The organism is Rhodopseudomonas palustris, assembly GCF_007005445.1.
In the GTDB taxonomy this organism is placed as follows: domain Bacteria; phylum Pseudomonadota; class Alphaproteobacteria; order Rhizobiales; family Xanthobacteraceae; genus Rhodopseudomonas; species Rhodopseudomonas palustris_G.
On sequence record NZ_CP041387.1, the window covers coordinates 3,690,149 to 3,708,156 of the forward strand.

The following is an 18,008-nucleotide window of genomic DNA, read 5'->3' on the forward strand; positions in this document are numbered from 1 at the left end:
GGGCCGCACCTTTTTGAGCGGCGCAAAGTCATTGCCATGCTGCGATTCATCCTGGTCATTGCCGCCGTGGTGCCGCTGACGCTGACACTGCTGCCGGTGCATCTGCTGGCGAAGCGGTTCGGCTGGCGCGCGCAGCGCACGATTCCCCAACTGTATCACCGCATCGTCTGCGCGCTGATCGGCGTCCGCATTCATCAGGTCGGCCGCCGCTGCGACGGGCCGGCGCTGATCCTGTCCAATCACGTCTCCTGGCTCGACATCTGCGTGATCTCGGCGGTGGCCCCGGTGTCGTTCATCGCCAAGAGCGAGGTTGCCGGCTGGCCGGTGTTCGGCGCGCTGGCGCGCTGGCAGCGCACCGTGTTCATCGATCGCCAGGCGCGGCATCGCACCGGCGAGGTGACGCGCGAAATCGGCGCGCGGCTGCAGGACGGCGACGCGATCGTGCTGTTCGCCGAGGGCACCTCGTCCGACGGCAGCCGGGTGCTGCCGTTCCGCTCGGCGCTGGTCGGCGCGGTGCATCACGCGATCGGCGAACAGAGCGGCGCCGGCGTCGCGGTGCAGCCGATGGCAGTGACCTATACCGGGCTCAGCGGCCTGCCGATCGGGCGCGAACTGCGCGACCGCGTCGCCTGGTACGGCGACGCCGATCTGATCCCGCATTTTGTGGCGCTGCTGTCGGCCGGCGCGATCGACGTCACCGTCAGTTGGGGCAATGCGGTCGCCACCTCCTCCGCCGCCGACCGCAAGCAGATCACCCGCGACGCCGAGCAGTCGGTCCGCCGGATGTGCGAAGCAGCCCGCCGCGCCGGCATGCGCGGCACCATCGCGCCGCGGCCCGTCGCAGCGCCGGTGACGACGCCAGACGTGCAGCCGGAAGCGGCGTAGCGCGCGCAGCACTCACGCACTGCCACAAGCCGTCATTCCGGGGCGATCGCGCAAGCGAGCGAACCCGGAATCCGGAAGATACAAGCGCCCCGGCCGTGCCCCAAACCGCGAGATTCCGGGCTCACGCGCTGACGCGCGTGCCCCGGAATGACGACCTCGGGCAGGCATGAGTAATAGGTCGGGTGGCAAGCCGAAAGCGGCCTTCGCTCAGCAATGCCGTGACGACGCACGGCATGACGCGGCTGTGATCGGGGCGCTGCCTTGCGGCGCTGCGGGGCGCGCGCCACAATGCACCGCTTCAAGCATCTCTCAAGGACACTTCATGGACATTCGCAATCTCGGCGGCAGCGGCCTGCGGGTCTCGGTCGTCGGCCTCGGCTGCAACAATTTCGGCCAGCGCACCGATCCCGAAACCTCGAAGCAGGTGATCCACAAGGCGATCGACCTCGGCGTCACGCTGTTCGACACCGCCGACATCTATGCCGGCATGGGCGGCTCCGAGACCGTGCTCGGCAATGTGCTCGGCGACCGCCGCAAGGACATCGTGCTGGCGACCAAGTTCTGCAAGCCGATGGCGACCGACGGCACCAAGCAGGGCGCGTCGCGGCGCTACATCGTCGAGGCGGTCGAAGCCAGCCTGAAGCGGCTGAAGACCGACTGGATCGACCTGTATCAGCAGCACGACTACGATCCGCTGACGCCGATCGACGAGACGCTGCGCGCGCTCGACGACCTGATCCGCGCCGGCAAGGTACGCTACATCGGCAATTCGAATTTTCCGGCGTGGCGGATCGCCGAGGCCGAATACGTCGCCCGCGCGCTCGGCACGCATCGCTTCGTGTCGTGCCAGGACGAATACAGCCTCGTCGTCCGCGACATCGAAAAAGACCTGCTGCCGGCCGCGCAGGAATACAAGCTCGGCCTGCTGCCGTTCTTCCCGCTGGCGAGCGGACTTCTCACCGGCAAGTATCAGCGCGGCACGGAGGCGCCGGCGCACACCCGCTTCGCCAAGATGCCGGCGATCCGCGACCGCTACTTCACCGAAGTCAATCTCAACGTCGTCGATCAGCTCAAGGCGTTCGCCGAAGCACGCGGCCATTCGCTGCTCGAACTGGCGTTCTCCTGGCTCGCCTGCCGCCCGCAAGTCTCCAGCGTGATCGCCGGCGCCACCACGCCGGAACAGATCGAGCAGAACGTCAAGGCCGCGAGCTGGAAGCTGACCGCCGAGGAGATGGCGGAGGTCGACGCGATTACGAAGGGGTAGTTGGCGGCAGACAGCGCCCGTCGTCCAACCTCGACGGTCATTCCGGGGCGCGCCCGTCAGGGCGCGAGACCGGAATCTCGAGGTGTTCTGCATTGAGGCCCTTCGCCCTGCACAGCGGGATTCCGGGTTCGCTCGCTGCGCGAGCCCCCCGGAATGACAGGTGGAGAGATCGCGCCCGTTCTCCGGATCCTGACTGCCGCCGCCCCCCCTCGCCTCCGCGACCTTCCGCGTATTGCTTCGCGGCCCAGGCGGAGTACGCTGCGAGCGTGTTTAAACCAGCGTTCACCGATCCTTGCTCATGCCGCTCCGCCCGACCTCGTCCGCCACACCTTCCCCGCCGCCGCGGCGGTTGATCTGCGCCGGCTGCGGCGCCGAGTTTTCGTGCACGATGGACAGCGGCTGCTGGTGCTCGGCGGAGCCGGCGCATCTGCCGCTGCCGTCGGATGCGGTCGACTGCCTGTGCCCGGACTGTCTGCGCGAGGCCGCGAAGGCGAGCCGCAAATCGTGAGGGCCGTGCAGGACTGGCTGATCGCAGCGGTGCTGCTCGACATGGACGGCACGCTGGTCGACACCGAGCGGGTCTATCTTGAAAGCCTGACCGAGGTGCTGAACGGGTTCGGCCTGCCGGATGCGATCGAAACTTGCGAGTCGATGATCGGACTGCCCGGGCCGGAGTGCCAGGCGTTGCTGGTCGCGCGCTACGGCGAGGCGCTGCCGCTGCCCGACATCAACCGCGCCTTCGTCGCAAAGCGCGACGCGCGGTTCGCGCAAGGCCTGCCGGTGAAGCCCGGCACCTGCGAACTGCTCGATACGCTCGACGAGGCGCGCTGCCCGGTGGCGGTGGTGACCTCGTCGTCGCGCAAGACCGCCGACCTGCACCTGACGCTCGCCGGCATCCGCGGCCGGTTCGGCACCATCCTGACCCGCGACGACGTCGCCCACGGCAAGCCGGCGCCGGATCTGTATCTGCTCGCCGCCGACCGGCTCGGCGTGCCGCCGGCGAATTGCATCGCGGTCGAGGATTCCAGCGTCGGCGTCACCGCGGCGGCCGCCGCAGGCGCCATCACCCTGATGGTGCCGGACCTGCTGCAACCCGATGCCACGACACGCGGCAGATGCGCCGCGGTGCTACCGGATCTCAACGCGGTGCGGAGTTTGCTCGAGACCCGCGGCCGGTTCGCGACATCGGACGCGTTGGCCGCGCCGCGCTGACCCGGCGCGGCAGCGCCGCGGCCACCAGCCTGGCCGCCGCAGCCCCCGCGGTTTCCATGTAGCTCGCATCGCGATGCAGCAGCACCACGGCGAACGAGCCGTCGAGCAGCAGCAGCATCTGACGCGCCAGTTCGTCGGCGCCGGCGATGCCGGCTTCGGCGAACGTGTCGCGTAGCCAGCGCTCGAATTTCTTCTTGTGCGCGGCGCCGATCTTGATCGCCGGATGGCCCGGCAGATTGGCAAGCTCCGCCGAGGTGCGCAGGAAGCCGCAGCCCTTCCACTTCGGATGCCGCGCGGCGCGGGCGAGATTCGTGAAGATGCCTTCGACCTTGTCCGGAAGCACGCCCGGCGTGCCCTCGAACCACTGCCGGAACAGCGCCAGATTCGGCTGGTCGCGGCCCTCGAGATAGGCGGCGACCAGATCGTCCTTGCTGCGGAAGTGATAATACAGCGTCCGCTTGGTGACGCCGGCCTTCTCGGCTACCGCATCGACCCCGACCGCGCGAATGCCCTCGGCATAGAACAGCTTGGCGGCGGCGGCGACGATGCGCTCGCGCGTGGTATTGCCCTCGCGGGTCTTCGCAGATGCTGCGGACGTTGGGGCGGCCATCCCCTTATGTATACCGACCAGTGAATATACACAACGCGGCTGAAGCGGTAGCGATCGGGTGCCCCGATGGAGACCCGGACATGACCGAGCTGGTGCCGATCGAGCTGCGCGACGGCGTCGCGCTGCTGACGCTGAACCGCCCCGACAAACTGAACGCGCTGAACTACGCGCTGATCGACCGGCTGATGCAGCGGCTCGATGCGATCGAGGTCGATGACGCGATCCGCGCCGTGATCCTGACCGGCGCCGGCGACAGGGCGTTTTCCGCCGGCGCCGACATCGCCGAATTCTCCGGCAGCGTCGCGCGCGGCGCGGATCACGCGGTGCGCGATTTCGTCCGCCGCGGCCAGACCATGACGGCGCGGCTGGAGAGCTTTTCCAAGCCGGTGATCGCGGCGGTGAACGGCCTCGCCTATGGCGGCGGCTGCGAGATCACCGAGGCGGTGCATCTGGCGGTGGCGAGCGAGCGCGCCCGCTTCGCCAAGCCCGAGATCAAGCTGGCGATGCCGCCGACCTTCGGCGGCACCCAGCGGCTGCCGCGCCTCGCCGGCCGCAAGCGCGGCCTGGAGCTGTTACTCACCGGCGAGCCGTTTTCACCCGCGCATGCGCTGGCGATCGGCCTGGTCAATCGCGTGGTGCCGCATGGCGAGCTGCTGGCCGCGGCGGACGCGCTGGCGCGGCAGATCATCCGGCATCCGCCGGGCGCAGTGGCGGCGGTGATCACCGCCGCGACGCGGGGGCTCAATCTGTCGATCGACGAGGGTTTGCTGGTCGAGCGCGCCCAATTCGCCGCACTGGCCGGCGGCGAGGAGCTGGCGCGCGGCCTCGCCGACTGGCGCGACCGGCCGCGCGCGGCAACTCAGACCGGATAGCCCGGCGTGGCGCGCGCCAACCCGCCGAACGCATCGAGCAGCCGTTCGCGCCAGGCGTAGACCGGGTCGTCGTTCTGCAGCAGTTGGAAATCGCTGACGATGCGGGCCCATTGGAAGCCGCCGAACACGATGTAGTCGGCGTAGTTCGGCGCAGTGCCACCGATGAAGGCTTGCGTCTTCAGCGTCAGACGCAGCGGATCGAGCGACTTACGGAAGCCCTCCACCGCCTTGTCTCGGCCGGCCGACACCTCTTCGAGCGACCTGTTGAACCGCGCTTCGCGCGATGCGCGGAAATAGGCCGCGTCCTCGGGGCGCAGATGGTCGACGATGTCGGCGACGATCAACGGGAAGATGCCGCCGACGATCGCAAGATCGCCCCACCAGTTCAGCATCCGCGCCATCGCCCGGCCGCCGTCGCCGCCGAACAGCGACGGCCGGTCCGGATAGGCGTCTTCGAGATAGTTGGCGATCGCCCAGGAGTCGGCGATCGCCTTGTCGCCGTCGAGCAGCACCGGCACTTTCTCGGAGCCGTACGGCGCGATCGCCGCCTTATCGGTGAAGCGCCACGGAATCGTCTCCGCCTGCAGCCCCTTGTGCGCCAGCGCCATCCGCGTCCGCCACACGAACGGCGAAAACGGCCGGCCCACATCGGCCCCGACCAGTTCGAACAGTTTGAGAGTCATGTCGCGCGTCCTCGGGTCTCGCGTTGGTCGCGGGCGCTCGCCGAACATTCCGGCGCCGGGCGCTCGCCACACACGTCACGTCATCGCCGGACTTGATCCGGCGATCCATTTTTTCAAGATGATGGATGCGCGGGTCAAGCCCGCGCATGACGGGATTTGATGCATCGACTGTCATTCCGGGGCGCCGCGCAGCGGCGAACCCGGAATCTCATTGGACTACCTGCCGAACCAACTTCTGGATTCCGGGTTCGCGCCTGAAAGGCGCGCCCCGGAATGACGTGCGCGAGAGGCGCCCCTACTCCAGCTTCGCCCTGACCGGCTCGATCACTTCGAAGTTCGGCGAGAACTCCTCGAACAGGCCGAACAGTTCGCGCAGCTTCAGCGGGTTGCCGCTGACCCAGAGATCGCCGCTCAGCACGGCGCCGAGGAAGCCGCGCTGTTTCAGCGAGATCGCGTCGAAGGTGGCGCGGTTCAGCGTGACGCTGACGTCGGCATTGTCGGACAGCTTGCCGGCCACGTGAGTCAGCGCCGAATTCTCCAGGTTCATGGTGTAGGTCTCCTTCAGGTCGGTGAAGGTCCAGTTCACCACGATGTGCTTGCCTTCGGCCTTGGCCGCGTTCAGCCGCACCGCGAGGAAATCGAACGCCAGATCGATCGACACGCCCTTGAGCAGATCCGGATTGGCGGTGCTGACCGGCATCGGGGTGAGGCCGCTGCGCAGTTCCTGCGCGCCGAGCAGATAGGCGTTGCGCCAAGTCGCCGCCTCGGCCTGATAGCCGAGCTGCTCCAGCGCGTCGGCGCCGAGCGCGCGGGCCTCCGTGTTCGCCGGATCGGCGAACACCAGCTTGCTGGCGACGCTCGCGACCCAGCGATACTGGCCGGCCTTGTAGTCGTCGCGGGCGCGGGCCAGCACGGCGGCGGCGCCACCCATATAGTCGATCTCCTTCTTCGCCTGTTCGGCCCGCGGCAGAGGATTGAGGTCGGCCGGGTTGGCATCGTACCAGCCGAGATAGAACTGATACACCGCCTTGGCGTTGTGGCTGACTGAGCCGTAATAGCCACGCGCGGCGAATTCGCTGGCCAGCGACGGCGGCAGCGTCAGCCGCTCGGCGATCTCGGTCGGCGTCAGCCCGTGATTGAGCAGCCGCACGCTCTGGTCGTGGATGAATTTGTAGACGTCGCGCTGCTTCTTCAGATAGCCGACGACGCGGTCGCGGCCCCACACCGGCCAATGGTGCTGCGCGATCACCACCTCGGTCCTGTCGCCGTAGCGGGCAATCGCCTCGCCGATATATTTGGACCACAGCCGGCCGTCGCGCACCGCCGCGCCGCGCAGCGTGTAGAGGTTGTGCAGGGTGTGGGTGGTGTCCTCCGCCATGTTCAGCAGCCTGAACTGCGGATAATACGAGATCATCTCCGACGGCGCTTCGGAGCCGGGTACGAGATGGAATTCGATCTCGACGCCGTCGATCGTGCGGGTCTCGTAGGACTGCTGGATGGTGTCGTTCGGCGGGATCAGCGACAACGGCCCGAGCGCCAGCGCCTTGCCGAGCCCGGCATCGACCTGGCCGCGCGCGCCGACCGGCAGCGGCGCGCCGAACTGGAACTGGGCGCGGCGGCTCATCGCGTTGCCGGCGATGACGTTCTCGGCGACCGCGTGCTCCATGAAGCCGGCCGGCGCGATCACTTTGACCTTGCCGCTCGCGGCGTCGGCCTCGCTGATCAGGCCGCGCGCGCCGCCGAAATGGTCGATGTGGCTGTGGGTGTAGATCAGCGCCACCACCGGCTTGTTCGGCCGGTGCTGATAATACAGATCGAGCGCCGCCTTGGCGGTCGGCACCGTCATCGTGGTGTCGGTGACGATCAGCCCGGTGTCACCCTCGACGATGGTGAGGTTGGCCATATCGAGCCCGCGCACCTGATAGACGCGCTCGGCGACCTGGAACAGGCCGTTGGCGAGATTGAGCTGCGCCTGCCGCCACAGGCTCGGATTCACCGTCGGCGGCGATGCTCCGCCTTTCAGGAAATCAAAGGGCTTCAGATTCCACACCGGCGGCGCACCCGCGGCACCGGCGACGACGCCGTCCGGCAGCGGCGCGATCAGGCCGCGCTGCGCGTCTTCGAAATCGGCGCGGTCGGCGAGCGGCAGCGCCTTGGCGACCGCCTCGTTGGCGGCGCGGGTCGCCGGTTCGGCGTCGTTCGGCTGGGCGGCCAGCGGCGCGGCCAGCAGCGACATCGCGGCGGCAGCCGCCAATGCCAATGACGGTATAATTCGTGCCATGCTCAATCTCCGGAAGGGCACGGATCATCGCCCGGTTCCCGTCGCGATGGCCATCGCAATCCTGCTCGCGACATTGAAATTTCCTCCCTCGGCTTCAGCTCTCCACAGCTCCTGTTTTTCCCGCACTGCAAAGTATTCCGTAACGCGAATTGAACATGATCGCTCCTCACTGACACTACCGGCGGCCGCGAGCGGCCCGGTGGAGGGGAGCGACGATGCGCTATTCGGGCGAAGACCTGCAGGCAGCGACCCAGGCTGGCGTGATCACGCCGGCGCAGGAAGCGGCGCTCCGCACCTTCCTGGACGCCCGGCGCCCGGCGGCCGCGAACGAAGCCCCACGCTTCGATATCGTACATCTGCTCTGGTATGCGGGCGCGCTGATCGTGATCAGCGCCATGGGGCTGTTCTCGACCATGGCGTTCGCCGGCCTCGGCGGCGCGGCGCTGACCGCCACCGCGCTGATCTACGCCGTCGCGTTCTGGTGGACCGGGCACTATCTGTGGCACGTGAAAGATCTGCGCACGCCGGGCGGGTTGTGCATCGCCGTGGCGGTCGGGATGATGCCGCTCGCGGTGTTCGGCGTGCAGGAGGCGTTCGGGCTGTGGTCCGAATTCGGCAAGCCAGACACCGTTCGCAGCTTCTACATCTGGGTCAAAGGCAGCTTCATCTTCATGGAGCTTGCCACCATCGTGGCGACCCTGGTGGCGCTGGCGTTCTACCGCTTTCCGTTCATCGTGTTTCTGATGGCGGTGGCGCTGTGGTTCCTGTCGATGGACCTGGTGCCGTGGATCACCGGCGCGCCGCACGGCAATTTCGAAACCGCCCGCAAGGTCTCGATCGGCTTCGGCGCCGGCATGGTGATCGCCGCGGTGATCGTGCATCTGCGCCAGCGCAGCGGCGACTTCGCATTCTGGCTGTATCTGTTCGGCGTGATGACGTTCTGGGGCGGCATCACCGCGACCTCGAACGGGACCAACCTGGACAAGGCGCTGTACTGCGCCATGAACGTCGTCTTCCTCGGCATCGCGGTGGTGCTGGGCCGGCGGGTGTTCGCGGTGTTCGGCGCGCTCGGGATCGCGATCTATCTCGGCGATCTCGCCGAAAAACTGTTCCGCGACTCGCTGCTGTTCCCGTTCGCGCTGTCGTTGATCGGCATCGCCATCATCGCGCTCGGGCTGTTCCTGCATCGCCGCCAGCCGGCAATCGAAGCGTGGTGCGACGCGCGGCTGCCGAAGGGGATGCGGCGTCTGCGGGTGGTGCCGGCCTAGGCGACACGAGTGGGCGGCGCACCCTTTATTCGCCCCCCGCTTCGCCCCATATTGCCGGCATGGCGAAGACTCCCGACAAGCCTGGCAAGCCGGCAAAAACCCCGAAATCCAAAGCACATCGGCCGGACGTGAAGCCGATCGGCCCGGCGCTGGCCGAGCTGCTGAACCCGGCGCTGAACCGCGGCGATGCCGGCCTCGGCTCCGGCACCGGCTTGCAGCCGCCGCCGGACAATTCGCACGACCGCCGCAGCGGCGGCGAGGCCGCGGTGCATCGCGGCCGGGCCTCGACCGCCAGAGCGGGAGACGGCGCGACGCCGCGGCCGACCGCGCTGCAGCCTTATCCGCAGCCGCCTCGGGGCTCCCCTCCCCCTCGCGGGGAGGGGTCGGGGGTGGGGGGCCTCGGGCAAGGATTGGGTCAAGGCTTTGCCGAAGCGCCGCAGGCCAATTACGGCACCGCCGCCACCATCCCGACGCTCGATCCGGAGCTGGCGCGGCAGCTCGGCTTGCCGACCGAGGAGGACGACGCCGACGCGCTGGCGCGGCCGCCGCGCAGCAAGATGGAGGCGCTCGGCGTCAAGGCCACGGCCGACGCACTGGAGAGCCTGATCCGCGACGGCCGCCCCGAATTCAAGGGCGAGGACGGCGGCGTCAAGCTGTGGGTGCCGCACCGGCCGCCGCGCCCGGAGAAGTCCGAAGGCGGCGTGCGCTTCGTACTGAAATCCGACTACCAGCCGCGCGGTGACCAGCCGCAGGCGATCAAGGAGCTGGTCGAAGGCATCGACCGCAGCGATCGCACCCAGGTGCTGCTCGGCGTCACCGGTTCGGGCAAGACCTACACCATGGCCAAGGTGATCGAGGCGACGCAGCGCCCGGCGATCATCCTGGCGCCGAACAAGACGCTGGCGGCGCAGCTCTACGGTGAGTTCAAGAACTTCTTCCCCGACAACGCGGTCGAGTATTTCGTCTCGTATTACGATTACTACCAGCCGGAAGCCTACGTTCCGCGCACCGACACCTATATCGAGAAGGATTCGTCGATCAACGAGCAGATCGACCGGATGCGCCACGCCGCCACCCGCGCGTTGCTGGAACGCGACGACGTCATCATCGTCGCCTCGGTGTCGTGCATCTACGGTATCGGCTCGGTCGAGACCTATACGGCGATGACCTTCGCGCTGAAGCGCGGCGAGCGCATCGACCAGCGCCAACTGATCGCCGATCTGGTGGCGCTGCAATACAAGCGCACCCAGGCCGACTTCACCCGTGGCACCTTCCGGGTGCGCGGCGACGTCATCGACATCTTCCCGGCGCACTACGAGGATCGCGCCTGGCGGGTGAAGATGTTCGGTGACGAGATCGAGGGCATCGAGGAATTCGACCCGCTCACCGGCCACAAGCAGGACGAGCTGGAGTTCGTCAAGATCTACGCCAATTCGCACTACGTGACGCCGCGGCCGACGCTGATCCAGGCGATCTCCTCGATCAAGACCGAGCTGAAATGGCGGCTCGATCAGTTGCACGCGCAGGGCCGCCTGCTCGAAGCGCAGCGTCTGGAGCAACGCACCACGTTCGACATCGAAATGATGGAAGCGACCGGCAGTTGCGCCGGCATCGAGAACTACTCGCGGTATCTGACCGGCCGCCGGCCCGGCGAGCCGCCGCCGACGCTGTTCGAATACGTGCCCGACAACGCGCTGGTGTTCGCCGACGAGAGCCACGTCTCGGTCCCGCAGATCGGCGCGATGTTCAAAGGCGACTTCCGCCGCAAGGCGACGCTGGCCGAATACGGCTTCCGGCTGCCGTCCTGCATGGACAACCGGCCGCTGCGCTTCGAAGAATGGGACATGATGCGTCCGCAGACCGTCGCGGTGTCGGCGACGCCGGCGGCGTGGGAGCTGAACGAGAGCGGCGGCGTGTTCGTCGAGCAGGTCATTCGCCCCACCGGGCTGATCGATCCGCCGGTCGATATCCGCCCAGCCCGCACCCAGGTCGACGACCTCGTCGGCGAGGTTCGCGCCACCGCGGCGCGCGGCTATCGCACGCTGATCACCGTGCTGACCAAGCGGATGGCCGAGGACCTCACCGAGTTCCTGCACGAGCAGGGCATCCGCGTCCGCTACATGCACAGCGACATCGACACCATCGAGCGGATCGAGATCATCCGCGACCTGCGGCTCGGGGCGTTCGACGCGCTGGTCGGCATCAACCTCTTGCGCGAAGGCCTCGACATTCCGGAATGCGCGCTGGTGGCGATCCTCGATGCCGACAAGGAAGGCTTTTTGCGCAGCGAGACGTCGCTGATCCAGACCATCGGCCGCGCAGCGCGTAACGTCGATGGCAAGGTGATCCTGTATGCCGACCAGATCACCGGCTCGATGCAGCGCTCGATCGACGAGACCAACCGCCGCCGCGAGAAGCAGATCGAATACAACACCGCGCACGGCATCACGCCGGAGAGCGTCAAGAAGTCGATCGGCGACATCCTGAACAGCGTGTACGAGCGCGACCATGTGCTGGTCGAGATCGGCGACGGCAAGGGCGCCGGCTTCACCGACGACGCCGCTGTGATCGGCCACAATTTCGAGGCGGTGCTGGCCGATCTCGAAACCAGGATGCGCGAAGCCGCCGCCGATCTGAACTTCGAGGAAGCCGCAAGGCTGCGCGACGAAGTCAAACGCCTCCGCGCCACCGAGCTCGCGGTGATCGACGATCCGACCGTGAAGCAGCGCAAGGTCGCCGACAAAGCCGGGGCTTACGCCGGCGCCAAGCGCTACGGCGCGGCCGCGAACCTGCCGGCCGAGGCAGGCAAAGGCGGACGCGGCAAGTCAGGATCACGAGGCGGCGCCGCCGCGTCACCCTCCCCCTCGCAGGAAGGGTCGGCCGAAGGCCGGGGTGGGGGTGCCGCGAGCACGGTGTCGAAAGTCCACAAACCCGACCTCGACGAAATGGGCATCGCCGGCTGGCACGAAGTCAAGAAAGTCCAGCGCCCCAAGCCGCGCAAACCGACGCTCGACGAAATGGGCCCGGGGACCGAGAGCAAGATCTATCAGCCGACCTCCAGCCGCGAAGCCGGCCCCGAATTCGGCCCCTCCCCGCGCTCGACCGGCGGCGCGCCGGGGAAGAGGGGTGGGTGGAAGAAGCGGTGAGCTAAGATCGTTTCTCGTACTTCATCCGAATATCAGTGCACTTCTTCACATTCTTAAAGAGAGGCGCCAGGTAAGCATCAGCGTAATCAGCATCGATTATTTCCGAAACGCCTGCAAGCACGTGCATCACGGCGTCGCCAATGACATCTTCAGCTATCGAGGGACTCGCTGAGATATCAGCAAATTGAGAAATCCTTCTCAATATACAGTGAAGCGTAAACCTATTGCCGTGAACAACGATACCTCGTTGCGTGGGCGAGGACTGGTCTGCACTTTTCTTGATTGCGAGGTCTATTCGCCGCGCCAATTGAACGAGGCTCCAGAGACGTAGAGACGAGGTCGAAGGGTTAAATAGGGCCTTATACGGCGTAGTGTTGATATCTGCATAAAGCCCTCCTACGTACCCCTTTGAGAGGGCAACGAAAGAGATTTCGTCGCTAGCGCAAGCCAAAACAGCGATACCTTCGATAAATTCGAAACCATCGACAGTCGATTCGAGCGGCTCGCCTTCACGATACTCGTAGGCAACCTTTTCAATTAGCAATTCCGTCCGGATACGCTCCTGTTCCGGATCAAGTGCAACGAAGTTTCTCGCATCGATCTTATTCTGCGTGTTTGAAGCACGCGTAATTAGCTTACCCAGCGAAGAATCAGGATCACTAACTTCGATGACACGAACCTGTAAGAAGGCAGAACTGTCGTCTCCTACAAGGCCTCGACCTATCGTTCCTACGGTCTGAGCACCGTTCACGATGGTTACGTTCCCGCAATCGAAAATACCGACCGACCGATCGTTACCCCCGATGGGCTGGCGCTTAAGGTTAGTTGTAATAATTGTAATTCCGTTGTTGTAGAACCAAAAATGCGCCGGGTCTCCGACTAGAGTCTGTTCAATTGCGGAGTTCACCTCAGATGATCCAAGAAAATTTCTGATATTCCCCACGAACAGATTGTTTCCGTGAGTTCTGTACCAGCTTGCAACGTCTACCGCCGAAACCTGCCCGTAAACGGCCCGCAGCGGGCTTTCAACCAGACCATAGTGCGTGAGTCGAATAGTCAAATCGATTTGCGGTGGTGCTGCCTCGTGAACGAAGTGCTGGAATAATTCTCGTTGCGTCAAAACCGAAAAAAAGAACAGATCAGAGGTATCGTTCTGGCTCTTAAGGAAATCATCTATCTTACTCTGAATATCCGGATCAACTTTACCGGACCCAGGATACGCAATCACAAGCCGAACACTCGTTAGCCTCTTCAAGGAGTCTTCAATAACACTCCAACGCTTCTGAATTTTCTCATTAAAGCGGCCCTTCTTGAGAGATACGAGATCCTGCACCCCTTGGAGGAATTTCAGAACTTCACCGCTTGCTATCGAACTTGCGTGAGAATTACTCCATTTGGACTGGACCAGATAAAGAGTCTTCGCCTGCGCATCGTAATAGATTGCATCAATTCCGTTATCTTTCCCACCATCCACTAGTGAGGCAACCGCAGCATCATACTCGATTTCGGCCAGAATCTTAACAGCAGCCACCGCCATGGATCGAGAGAGCGAGTGTGTCTCAACGTCCGATGGGGCTTTTCCGCTAATATCCGACTGATCAACGAGTGGAGCAACTATTTCGAGGAGCTTACTCTTTATTTGTGAATGTTGAACTTCCGCCATTCTACTCGGCCGCCTCTAGTCCTGCTCGCGAATGATGCGAGTACGTTTTCCACGTTGGACGATAATCCTCGTTTGCTTGGTTGCCCCAGTTCGCCCAACCTTGCCGAGTTCCGCGAGCGAAAAGCTCGACAAAGGGGCCAGGCGAACAAGACTCAATTATTTCATACTGCTCATCAGGCTTTCGCGAATGCTCGCGCTTGCGGGTCGCCAACAAATTGACCTGCCGCCTGCCCGGCGCCAGCGTGCGCGCGTTCTTGCCGCGCACGCCGAACAAGATTAGTTCGGTGACATTACGGAAATAGAAGCCTACGCCTCGACCGTCAGAACCACCATCCTTACGAACTTTGTGCCAGACGATGTTTGACTTGTAGGTGAACCCCCAAGCTTGCATGACGGCGAGGCCGTCCGGCAGCATCGCATTGGGCACCCACAAGTAGAGGTGCGATGTCGGAGCAGCGATGTCTTGTACCGGCAGCGAACAAATCTCGTCCAGCTTCATGGTGCCGTAGCGCGACAGACGGCGATGCTCCGGCGCAACCTTACCTGTCTTGTTTGTGAACTGCCAAGGCGGGTCAGCCAGGATCGTCGCGAACTTTCGCTTGCCGGTGAACCTCAGCAGATCGTCAGCGGCGGAGTTATTTGTCTTTGACATAGCAGGTTGCTCTAATTCCAAAGACAACAACGGGGCATCCGCCGCCGCTTCCGCCTTCAAGCCTCGGTAGTAGTTTCGCCATGTGGGTCGTTGAGTTCCCAAAGCTCGGCCCTCTACCCAGTTCGTTGAAGATGGTCTGAAGTTCGGAGCAACGCGTGATGATGACGCCGACGTCGATCGCGCGCAGATCGAACAGCAGACGGAAGTTGTTGAGATCCCGATCGTAAAATGGATCCTTGTTGTTCCACTCCACTTCGAGCGCGACACGATCCTTGTAACAATCGACCTTGTGTGTGGGGGCAGCATGTTCTGCTTCGTCCACGACAATCTTGGTCTCGAATTTCTTCTCGACCCATCCGAGCTTGGTGAAATGCGAATCCAGCTTGCTCGCGATAAGTCCCTTCGCCCCTCCAGGCATCATCACATCGGAGGTCGAGAACGAAAAGCCCCGCAGGACGGCGAGGATGTCGGCCCATTTCTCGGGGTGTGCCGCCGAAAGTATCGCAATCCCGTTGCGCCACTCGAACACCTCGTAACGCGCAGCAATATCGTCAGGGACAAACGAATGATTCGGCATGTGACCATTGTTCATGGTCTGGCGCCGCCTAGAAGCGATTTGTACAATGTACTCCATTTGTTCTCAAGCAAAATTCACAGGAATCCTCGGAAAATCGAGCTAGGCTTGGAAGCGGGCGCCCGGAAGATGGGAGGGCTTCGGAACGCCGTGACCAACATTCGATCCGCATCAACGATCAATGGCGGATCTGCTTTGATTGGCGCGACGACGGCGCCGAGATGGTTGAAATTGTGGACTATCAGTTGAGGCGCTCAGGATGGCCAAACCAAAGCAGCTCCCCCCGATCCCTCCCGGCGAGATTCTGATCGATGAATTCATGCGCCCGAACGGGATGAGTCAGAACCGGCTGGCGCGCGATATCGACATCAACCCGGCTCGGGTCAACGACATCGTGCACGGCCGCTCTGCGATCACCGCCGCCGTCGCCCTGCGGCTGGCGAAGTACTTCGGCACGACGCCCGAACTTTGGATGAACCTGCAGGCGTCCTACGACCTGCGCCGCGCCCGCGCCGCAGACTGGCCCGCTATCGAGCCGCGCGTCCGCGTGCTCGCCGCGGAGTAAACGGACTACGGAAGCAACGGACACCGAAGCTGGAGGATCGGACATGGTGAGCACAACGGCGTTCGACGTGGCCGACTATCTCGACAGTCCGGAGATGATCGCCGCCTATCTTGACGAGGCTCTTGCTTCCGAAGATCCCGCTTTGATCGATAAGGCGATCGCGACGGTGAGGCGCGCCCCGGCGCAGCTCAAGACCATGCCAGCAGAGACGTTGAAGCGCATAACGGAACTGACGGAAGGCAGGGTGTTCGGTCCCGACGAGGACATCGAGGGTGACGTCAATTCGTGACTTTTCGGCGCGGCTCAGCTCTGATTCACCAATGCTGTCACCGCTTCCCCGGCTTCATCCCGGCTCCCGATCAATACATACTCCCCGCGTCCCAACGTCGCTGCGCTCGCCGTGACCACCGCGCGCTTGGGACAGATGCCGAGGCAGCCGGTGGTGACGAGCTTGGGCCGCTTGCCGCCCTGCGCGGCGGCGGCGTGCTTCAGTTCGGCCTTCAGCGCCTGCTTCAGCTTCTTGCCGCCGTCGATCTTCGACAGGCATTTGCCGCAGATCAGCACCGGCGGCGGGCGTTTGGGGCGGGCGATGGGGAGGGAGGATTTGGTGGGCATGATCGTCATATAGGGACGATCGGGCCGCGTAGGATGGGTTGAGCGCAGCGAAACCCATCGAACTCCACGCGCGTGAATGATGGGTTTCGCTGAGCTCAACCCATCTTACGAATTCTTGCTCCAAGCACGGACCTCATCTTGAGGAGCCCGGCGCGCCGGGCGTCTCGAAGGATGGCGGCGGCCTCACGACCTCATGGTTCGAGACGGCGCTGCGCGCCTCCTCACCATGAGGGACCGCGGTGGGGTGACACAGAAAAAGGGCGACGCTTGTGGCGCCGCCCTTTTTAACCACTTCAGCTCTGGTGCGCGGGCGATGGGTTTCGCTGACGCTCAACCCATCCTACGCGTCCTCTCGCCTCACACCCGCTCGATGATGATCGCAGGCGCCATGCCGCCGGCGGCACACATGGTGACGAGGCCGCGCTTGAGATTGCGGCGCTCGAGTTCGTCGAGCACAGTGCCGACCAGGATCGCGCCGGTGGCGCCGATCGGGTGGCCCAGCGCAATCGCGCCGCCGTTGACGTTGACCTTGGAGCGGTCGAGGTCGAGGTCGCGCATGAACTTCTCGGCGACCACCGCGAACGCCTCGTTGATCTCCCAGAGGTCGATATCGTCCTTGGTCAGGCCGGCCTTCTGCAGCACCTTCTTGGCGGCCGGCACCGGGGCGTTGAGCATCAGGGTCGGATCGTCGCCGATATTGGCCATCGCCAGGATCCTGGCGCGCGGCTTGAGGCCGTGCTTCTCGGCGTATTCCTTCGAGGTCAGCAGCAGCGCCGCGGCGCCGTCGACCACGCCCGACGAATTGCCGGCGTGGTGCACGTGCTTGATCTCGAGGTCCGGATACTTCTGGTTGATCAGCTTGCGATAGGTGGTGCCCTTGTCGTCGAGCGGATAGTCGGCCATCGCGGTGAAGGCCGGCTTCAGCGCGGCGAGGCCTTCGGCGGTGGTCTCGGGACGCGGATACTCGTCCTTGCCGAGCACCACCTTGCCCTCGTCGTCGACCACCGGAACGATGCTCTTGTCGAAGCGGCCTTCCTGAATCGCGATCGCGGCGCGGCGCTGGCTTTCGAGGCCGAGCGCGTCGAGGGTCTCGCGGCTGATGCCTTCCATGCTGGCGATCGCGTCGCCGCAGATGCCCTGATGCGACTGCGGATGCACCTTGGCGAGACGGGCGTTGCCCGAGCCCATGCCGAGCGGCGGCTTGCCGGCCGCCATGTCCTCCGCCGCCATCGACGCGGTCAGCGACATCATTTCGGTGCCGCCGGCGATTACCACGTCTTCCATGCCGCTCATGATCTGCGCCGCGGCGAAGTTCACCGCGGTGATGCCGCCGCCGCAGAAGCGGTCGAGCGTGGTGCCGGAGGCCTTGATGTCGTAGCCGGCGTCGAGCGCCGCCATGCGGCCGAGGTCGCCGCCCTGCTTGCCGCGCTGGGTCGAGGTCGACCAGATGATGTCGTCGACGTCGGCGGTGTTGAGCTTGTTACGTTCGGCGATCGCCTTCAGCACGGTGGCGGCGAGGTGCTGGGGATGCATGTCGGCCAGAGCGCCCTTTCCGACCTTGCCGATGCCGCGGGGGGTGCGGACTGCGTCGATGATATAGGCGTCTGCCATCTTGTTCTTCTCCCGATGTTGTTTGCGGTTTGTTGGGGCTTGGCGGCGAGATTGTCCGAGACGGCGACGAAGTCAAGCCGCAGCGGCGACGCCGCACCATGCAATCG

At 64.7% G+C, this 18,008-nt stretch carries 17 protein-coding genes and 1 pseudogene; 10 read left to right on the forward strand and 8 right to left on the reverse strand.

The window, feature by feature from the left end; all coding sequences use genetic code 11:
* Positions 1-36: 36 nt before the first annotated feature.
* From FLL57_RS16900 to FLL57_RS16915, 4 genes are all read left to right on the forward strand, one after another.
* Positions 37-885, forward strand: coding sequence for a lysophospholipid acyltransferase family protein (locus FLL57_RS16900; RefSeq protein ID WP_142883479.1), 849 nt, complete (start codon positions 37-39; stop codon positions 883-885).
* A gap of 322 nt (positions 886-1,207) precedes the next feature.
* Entirely contained in the window at positions 1,208-2,149 is a 942-nt protein-coding gene (locus FLL57_RS16905) for an aldo/keto reductase (RefSeq protein WP_047308660.1), read from the forward strand.
* A gap of 298 nt (positions 2,150-2,447) precedes the next feature.
* Positions 2,448-2,657, forward strand: coding sequence for a cysteine-rich CWC family protein (locus FLL57_RS16910; protein WP_080964199.1), 210 nt, complete (start codon positions 2,448-2,450; stop codon positions 2,655-2,657).
* Positions 2,654-3,361 (forward strand): HAD family hydrolase, encoded by a 708-nt coding sequence (locus FLL57_RS16915; RefSeq protein ID WP_142883480.1) that lies wholly within the window; start codon positions 2,654-2,656, stop codon positions 3,359-3,361. Before FLL57_RS16910 ends, FLL57_RS16915 begins: the two co-directional genes overlap by 4 nt.
* Here the strand turns inward: FLL57_RS16915 and FLL57_RS16920 are convergent.
* Positions 3,288-3,971 (reverse strand): TetR/AcrR family transcriptional regulator, encoded by a 684-nt coding sequence (locus FLL57_RS16920; protein WP_142883481.1) that lies wholly within the window; start codon positions 3,969-3,971, stop codon positions 3,288-3,290. The genes FLL57_RS16915 and FLL57_RS16920 overlap by 74 nt on opposite strands.
* 80 nt (positions 3,972-4,051) lie before the next feature.
* Here FLL57_RS16920 and FLL57_RS16925 point away from each other — a divergent pair, with 80 nt between their 5' ends.
* Positions 4,052-4,843: a crotonase/enoyl-CoA hydratase family protein gene (locus tag FLL57_RS16925; protein WP_142883482.1), complete on the forward strand. Its 792-nt coding sequence runs from the start codon at positions 4,052-4,054 to the stop codon at positions 4,841-4,843.
* Here FLL57_RS16925 and FLL57_RS16930 read toward each other — a convergent pair.
* Positions 4,831-5,526 (reverse strand): glutathione S-transferase family protein, encoded by a 696-nt coding sequence (locus tag FLL57_RS16930; protein ID WP_142883483.1) that lies wholly within the window; start codon positions 5,524-5,526, stop codon positions 4,831-4,833. The genes FLL57_RS16925 and FLL57_RS16930 overlap by 13 nt on opposite strands.
* A 295-nt stretch (positions 5,527-5,821) precedes the next feature.
* Positions 5,822-7,807, reverse strand: coding sequence for an alkyl/aryl-sulfatase (locus FLL57_RS16935; protein ID WP_142883484.1), 1,986 nt, complete (start codon positions 7,805-7,807; stop codon positions 5,822-5,824).
* A gap of 215 nt (positions 7,808-8,022) precedes the next feature.
* Between FLL57_RS16935 and FLL57_RS16940 the strand changes: the two genes are divergently transcribed.
* Both FLL57_RS16940 and uvrB read left to right on the forward strand, forming a co-directional pair.
* Complete coding sequence (locus tag FLL57_RS16940; RefSeq protein WP_142883485.1) at positions 8,023-9,075, forward strand: hypothetical protein; 1,053 nt, start codon at positions 8,023-8,025, stop codon at positions 9,073-9,075.
* Positions 9,076-9,134: 59 nt separating this feature from the next.
* Positions 9,135-12,221 carry an excinuclease ABC subunit UvrB gene (uvrB, locus tag FLL57_RS16945; protein ID WP_142883486.1) on the forward strand — a complete coding sequence of 1,029 codons (3,087 nt, stop codon included), beginning with the start codon at positions 9,135-9,137 and terminating at the stop codon, positions 12,219-12,221.
* A gap of 1 nt (position 12,222) precedes the next feature.
* Here the strand turns inward: uvrB and FLL57_RS16950 are convergent, their stop codons facing one another.
* The 3 genes from FLL57_RS16950 to FLL57_RS16960 are packed head-to-tail and all read right to left on the reverse strand — an operon-like array spanning position 12,223 to position 15,170.
* A complete protein-coding gene (locus FLL57_RS16950) occupies positions 12,223-13,884 on the reverse strand; it encodes an AIPR family protein (RefSeq protein WP_142883487.1) in 1,662 nt (553 codons plus the stop codon).
* Position 13,885: 1 nt separating this feature from the next.
* A complete protein-coding gene (locus FLL57_RS16955; RefSeq protein ID WP_142883488.1) occupies positions 13,886-14,536 on the reverse strand; it encodes an MT-A70 family methyltransferase in 651 nt (216 codons plus the stop codon).
* Positions 14,520-15,170 carry a BglII/BstYI family type II restriction endonuclease gene (locus FLL57_RS16960; RefSeq protein ID WP_235677160.1) on the reverse strand — a complete coding sequence of 217 codons (651 nt, stop codon included), beginning with the start codon at positions 15,168-15,170 and terminating at the stop codon, positions 14,520-14,522. The genes FLL57_RS16955 and FLL57_RS16960 overlap by 17 nt, the downstream gene beginning before the upstream one ends.
* Before the next feature lie 83 nt (positions 15,171-15,253).
* On the opposite strand from FLL57_RS16960, the pseudogene FLL57_RS23565 reads away from it, so the two are divergent.
* The 3 genes and pseudogenes from FLL57_RS23565 to FLL57_RS16975 form a co-directional block, all read left to right on the forward strand.
* Positions 15,254-15,355, forward strand: a pseudogene (locus tag FLL57_RS23565) (type II toxin-antitoxin system RelE/ParE family toxin); the annotation flags it as partial.
* Between the two features lie 14 nt (positions 15,356-15,369).
* Positions 15,370-15,675: a HigA family addiction module antitoxin gene (locus tag FLL57_RS16970; RefSeq protein ID WP_142883489.1), complete on the forward strand. Its 306-nt coding sequence runs from the start codon at positions 15,370-15,372 to the stop codon at positions 15,673-15,675.
* Positions 15,676-15,718: 43 nt separating this feature from the next.
* Positions 15,719-15,964 carry a DNA-binding protein gene (locus tag FLL57_RS16975; RefSeq protein WP_142883490.1) on the forward strand — a complete coding sequence of 82 codons (246 nt, stop codon included), beginning with the start codon at positions 15,719-15,721 and terminating at the stop codon, positions 15,962-15,964.
* Positions 15,965-15,978: 14 nt separating this feature from the next.
* Here FLL57_RS16975 and FLL57_RS16980 read toward each other — a convergent pair whose 3' ends face one another.
* Positions 15,979-16,299, reverse strand: coding sequence for a (2Fe-2S) ferredoxin domain-containing protein (locus FLL57_RS16980; protein WP_142883491.1), 321 nt, complete (start codon positions 16,297-16,299; stop codon positions 15,979-15,981).
* 348 nt (positions 16,300-16,647) lie between these two features.
* Positions 16,648-17,901 carry an acetyl-CoA C-acetyltransferase gene (locus FLL57_RS16985; protein WP_142883492.1) on the reverse strand — a complete coding sequence of 418 codons (1,254 nt, stop codon included), beginning with the start codon at positions 17,899-17,901 and terminating at the stop codon, positions 16,648-16,650.
* Between the last annotated feature and the right edge of the window lie 107 nt (positions 17,902-18,008).

What these genes read in the sequence shown, in the direction of transcription:
- FLL57_RS16910 (WP_080964199.1), top strand. Translation starts at nt 2,448, where the DNA reads ATGCCGCTCCGCCCGACCTCGTCCGCCACACCTTCCCCGCCGCCGCGG.
- FLL57_RS16985 (WP_142883492.1), bottom strand. Translation starts at nt 17,901, where the DNA reads ATGGCAGACGCCTATATCATCGACGCAGTCCGCACCCCCCGCGGCATC.
- FLL57_RS16950 (WP_142883487.1), bottom strand. Translation starts at nt 13,884, where the DNA reads ATGGCGGAAGTTCAACATTCACAAATAAAGAGTAAGCTCCTCGAAATA.
- FLL57_RS16900 (WP_142883479.1), top strand. Translation starts at nt 37, where the DNA reads ATGCTGCGATTCATCCTGGTCATTGCCGCCGTGGTGCCGCTGACGCTG.
- FLL57_RS16930 (WP_142883483.1), bottom strand. Translation starts at nt 5,526, where the DNA reads ATGACTCTCAAACTGTTCGAACTGGTCGGGGCCGATGTGGGCCGGCCG.
- FLL57_RS16920 (WP_142883481.1), bottom strand. Translation starts at nt 3,971, where the DNA reads ATGGCCGCCCCAACGTCCGCAGCATCTGCGAAGACCCGCGAGGGCAAT.
- FLL57_RS16935 (WP_142883484.1), bottom strand. Translation starts at nt 7,807, where the DNA reads ATGGCACGAATTATACCGTCATTGGCATTGGCGGCTGCCGCCGCGATG.
- FLL57_RS16960 (WP_235677160.1), bottom strand. Translation starts at nt 15,170, where the DNA reads ATGGAGTACATTGTACAAATCGCTTCTAGGCGGCGCCAGACCATGAAC.
- FLL57_RS16925 (WP_142883482.1), top strand. Translation starts at nt 4,052, where the DNA reads ATGACCGAGCTGGTGCCGATCGAGCTGCGCGACGGCGTCGCGCTGCTG.
- FLL57_RS16940 (WP_142883485.1), top strand. Translation starts at nt 8,023, where the DNA reads ATGCGCTATTCGGGCGAAGACCTGCAGGCAGCGACCCAGGCTGGCGTG.
- FLL57_RS16905 (WP_047308660.1), top strand. Translation starts at nt 1,208, where the DNA reads ATGGACATTCGCAATCTCGGCGGCAGCGGCCTGCGGGTCTCGGTCGTC.
- uvrB (WP_142883486.1), top strand. Translation starts at nt 9,135, where the DNA reads ATGGCGAAGACTCCCGACAAGCCTGGCAAGCCGGCAAAAACCCCGAAA.
- FLL57_RS16975 (WP_142883490.1), top strand. Translation starts at nt 15,719, where the DNA reads ATGGTGAGCACAACGGCGTTCGACGTGGCCGACTATCTCGACAGTCCG.
- FLL57_RS16970 (WP_142883489.1), top strand. Translation starts at nt 15,370, where the DNA reads ATGGCCAAACCAAAGCAGCTCCCCCCGATCCCTCCCGGCGAGATTCTG.
- FLL57_RS16955 (WP_142883488.1), bottom strand. Translation starts at nt 14,536, where the DNA reads ATGTCAAAGACAAATAACTCCGCCGCTGACGATCTGCTGAGGTTCACC.
- FLL57_RS16980 (WP_142883491.1), bottom strand. Translation starts at nt 16,299, where the DNA reads ATGACGATCATGCCCACCAAATCCTCCCTCCCCATCGCCCGCCCCAAA.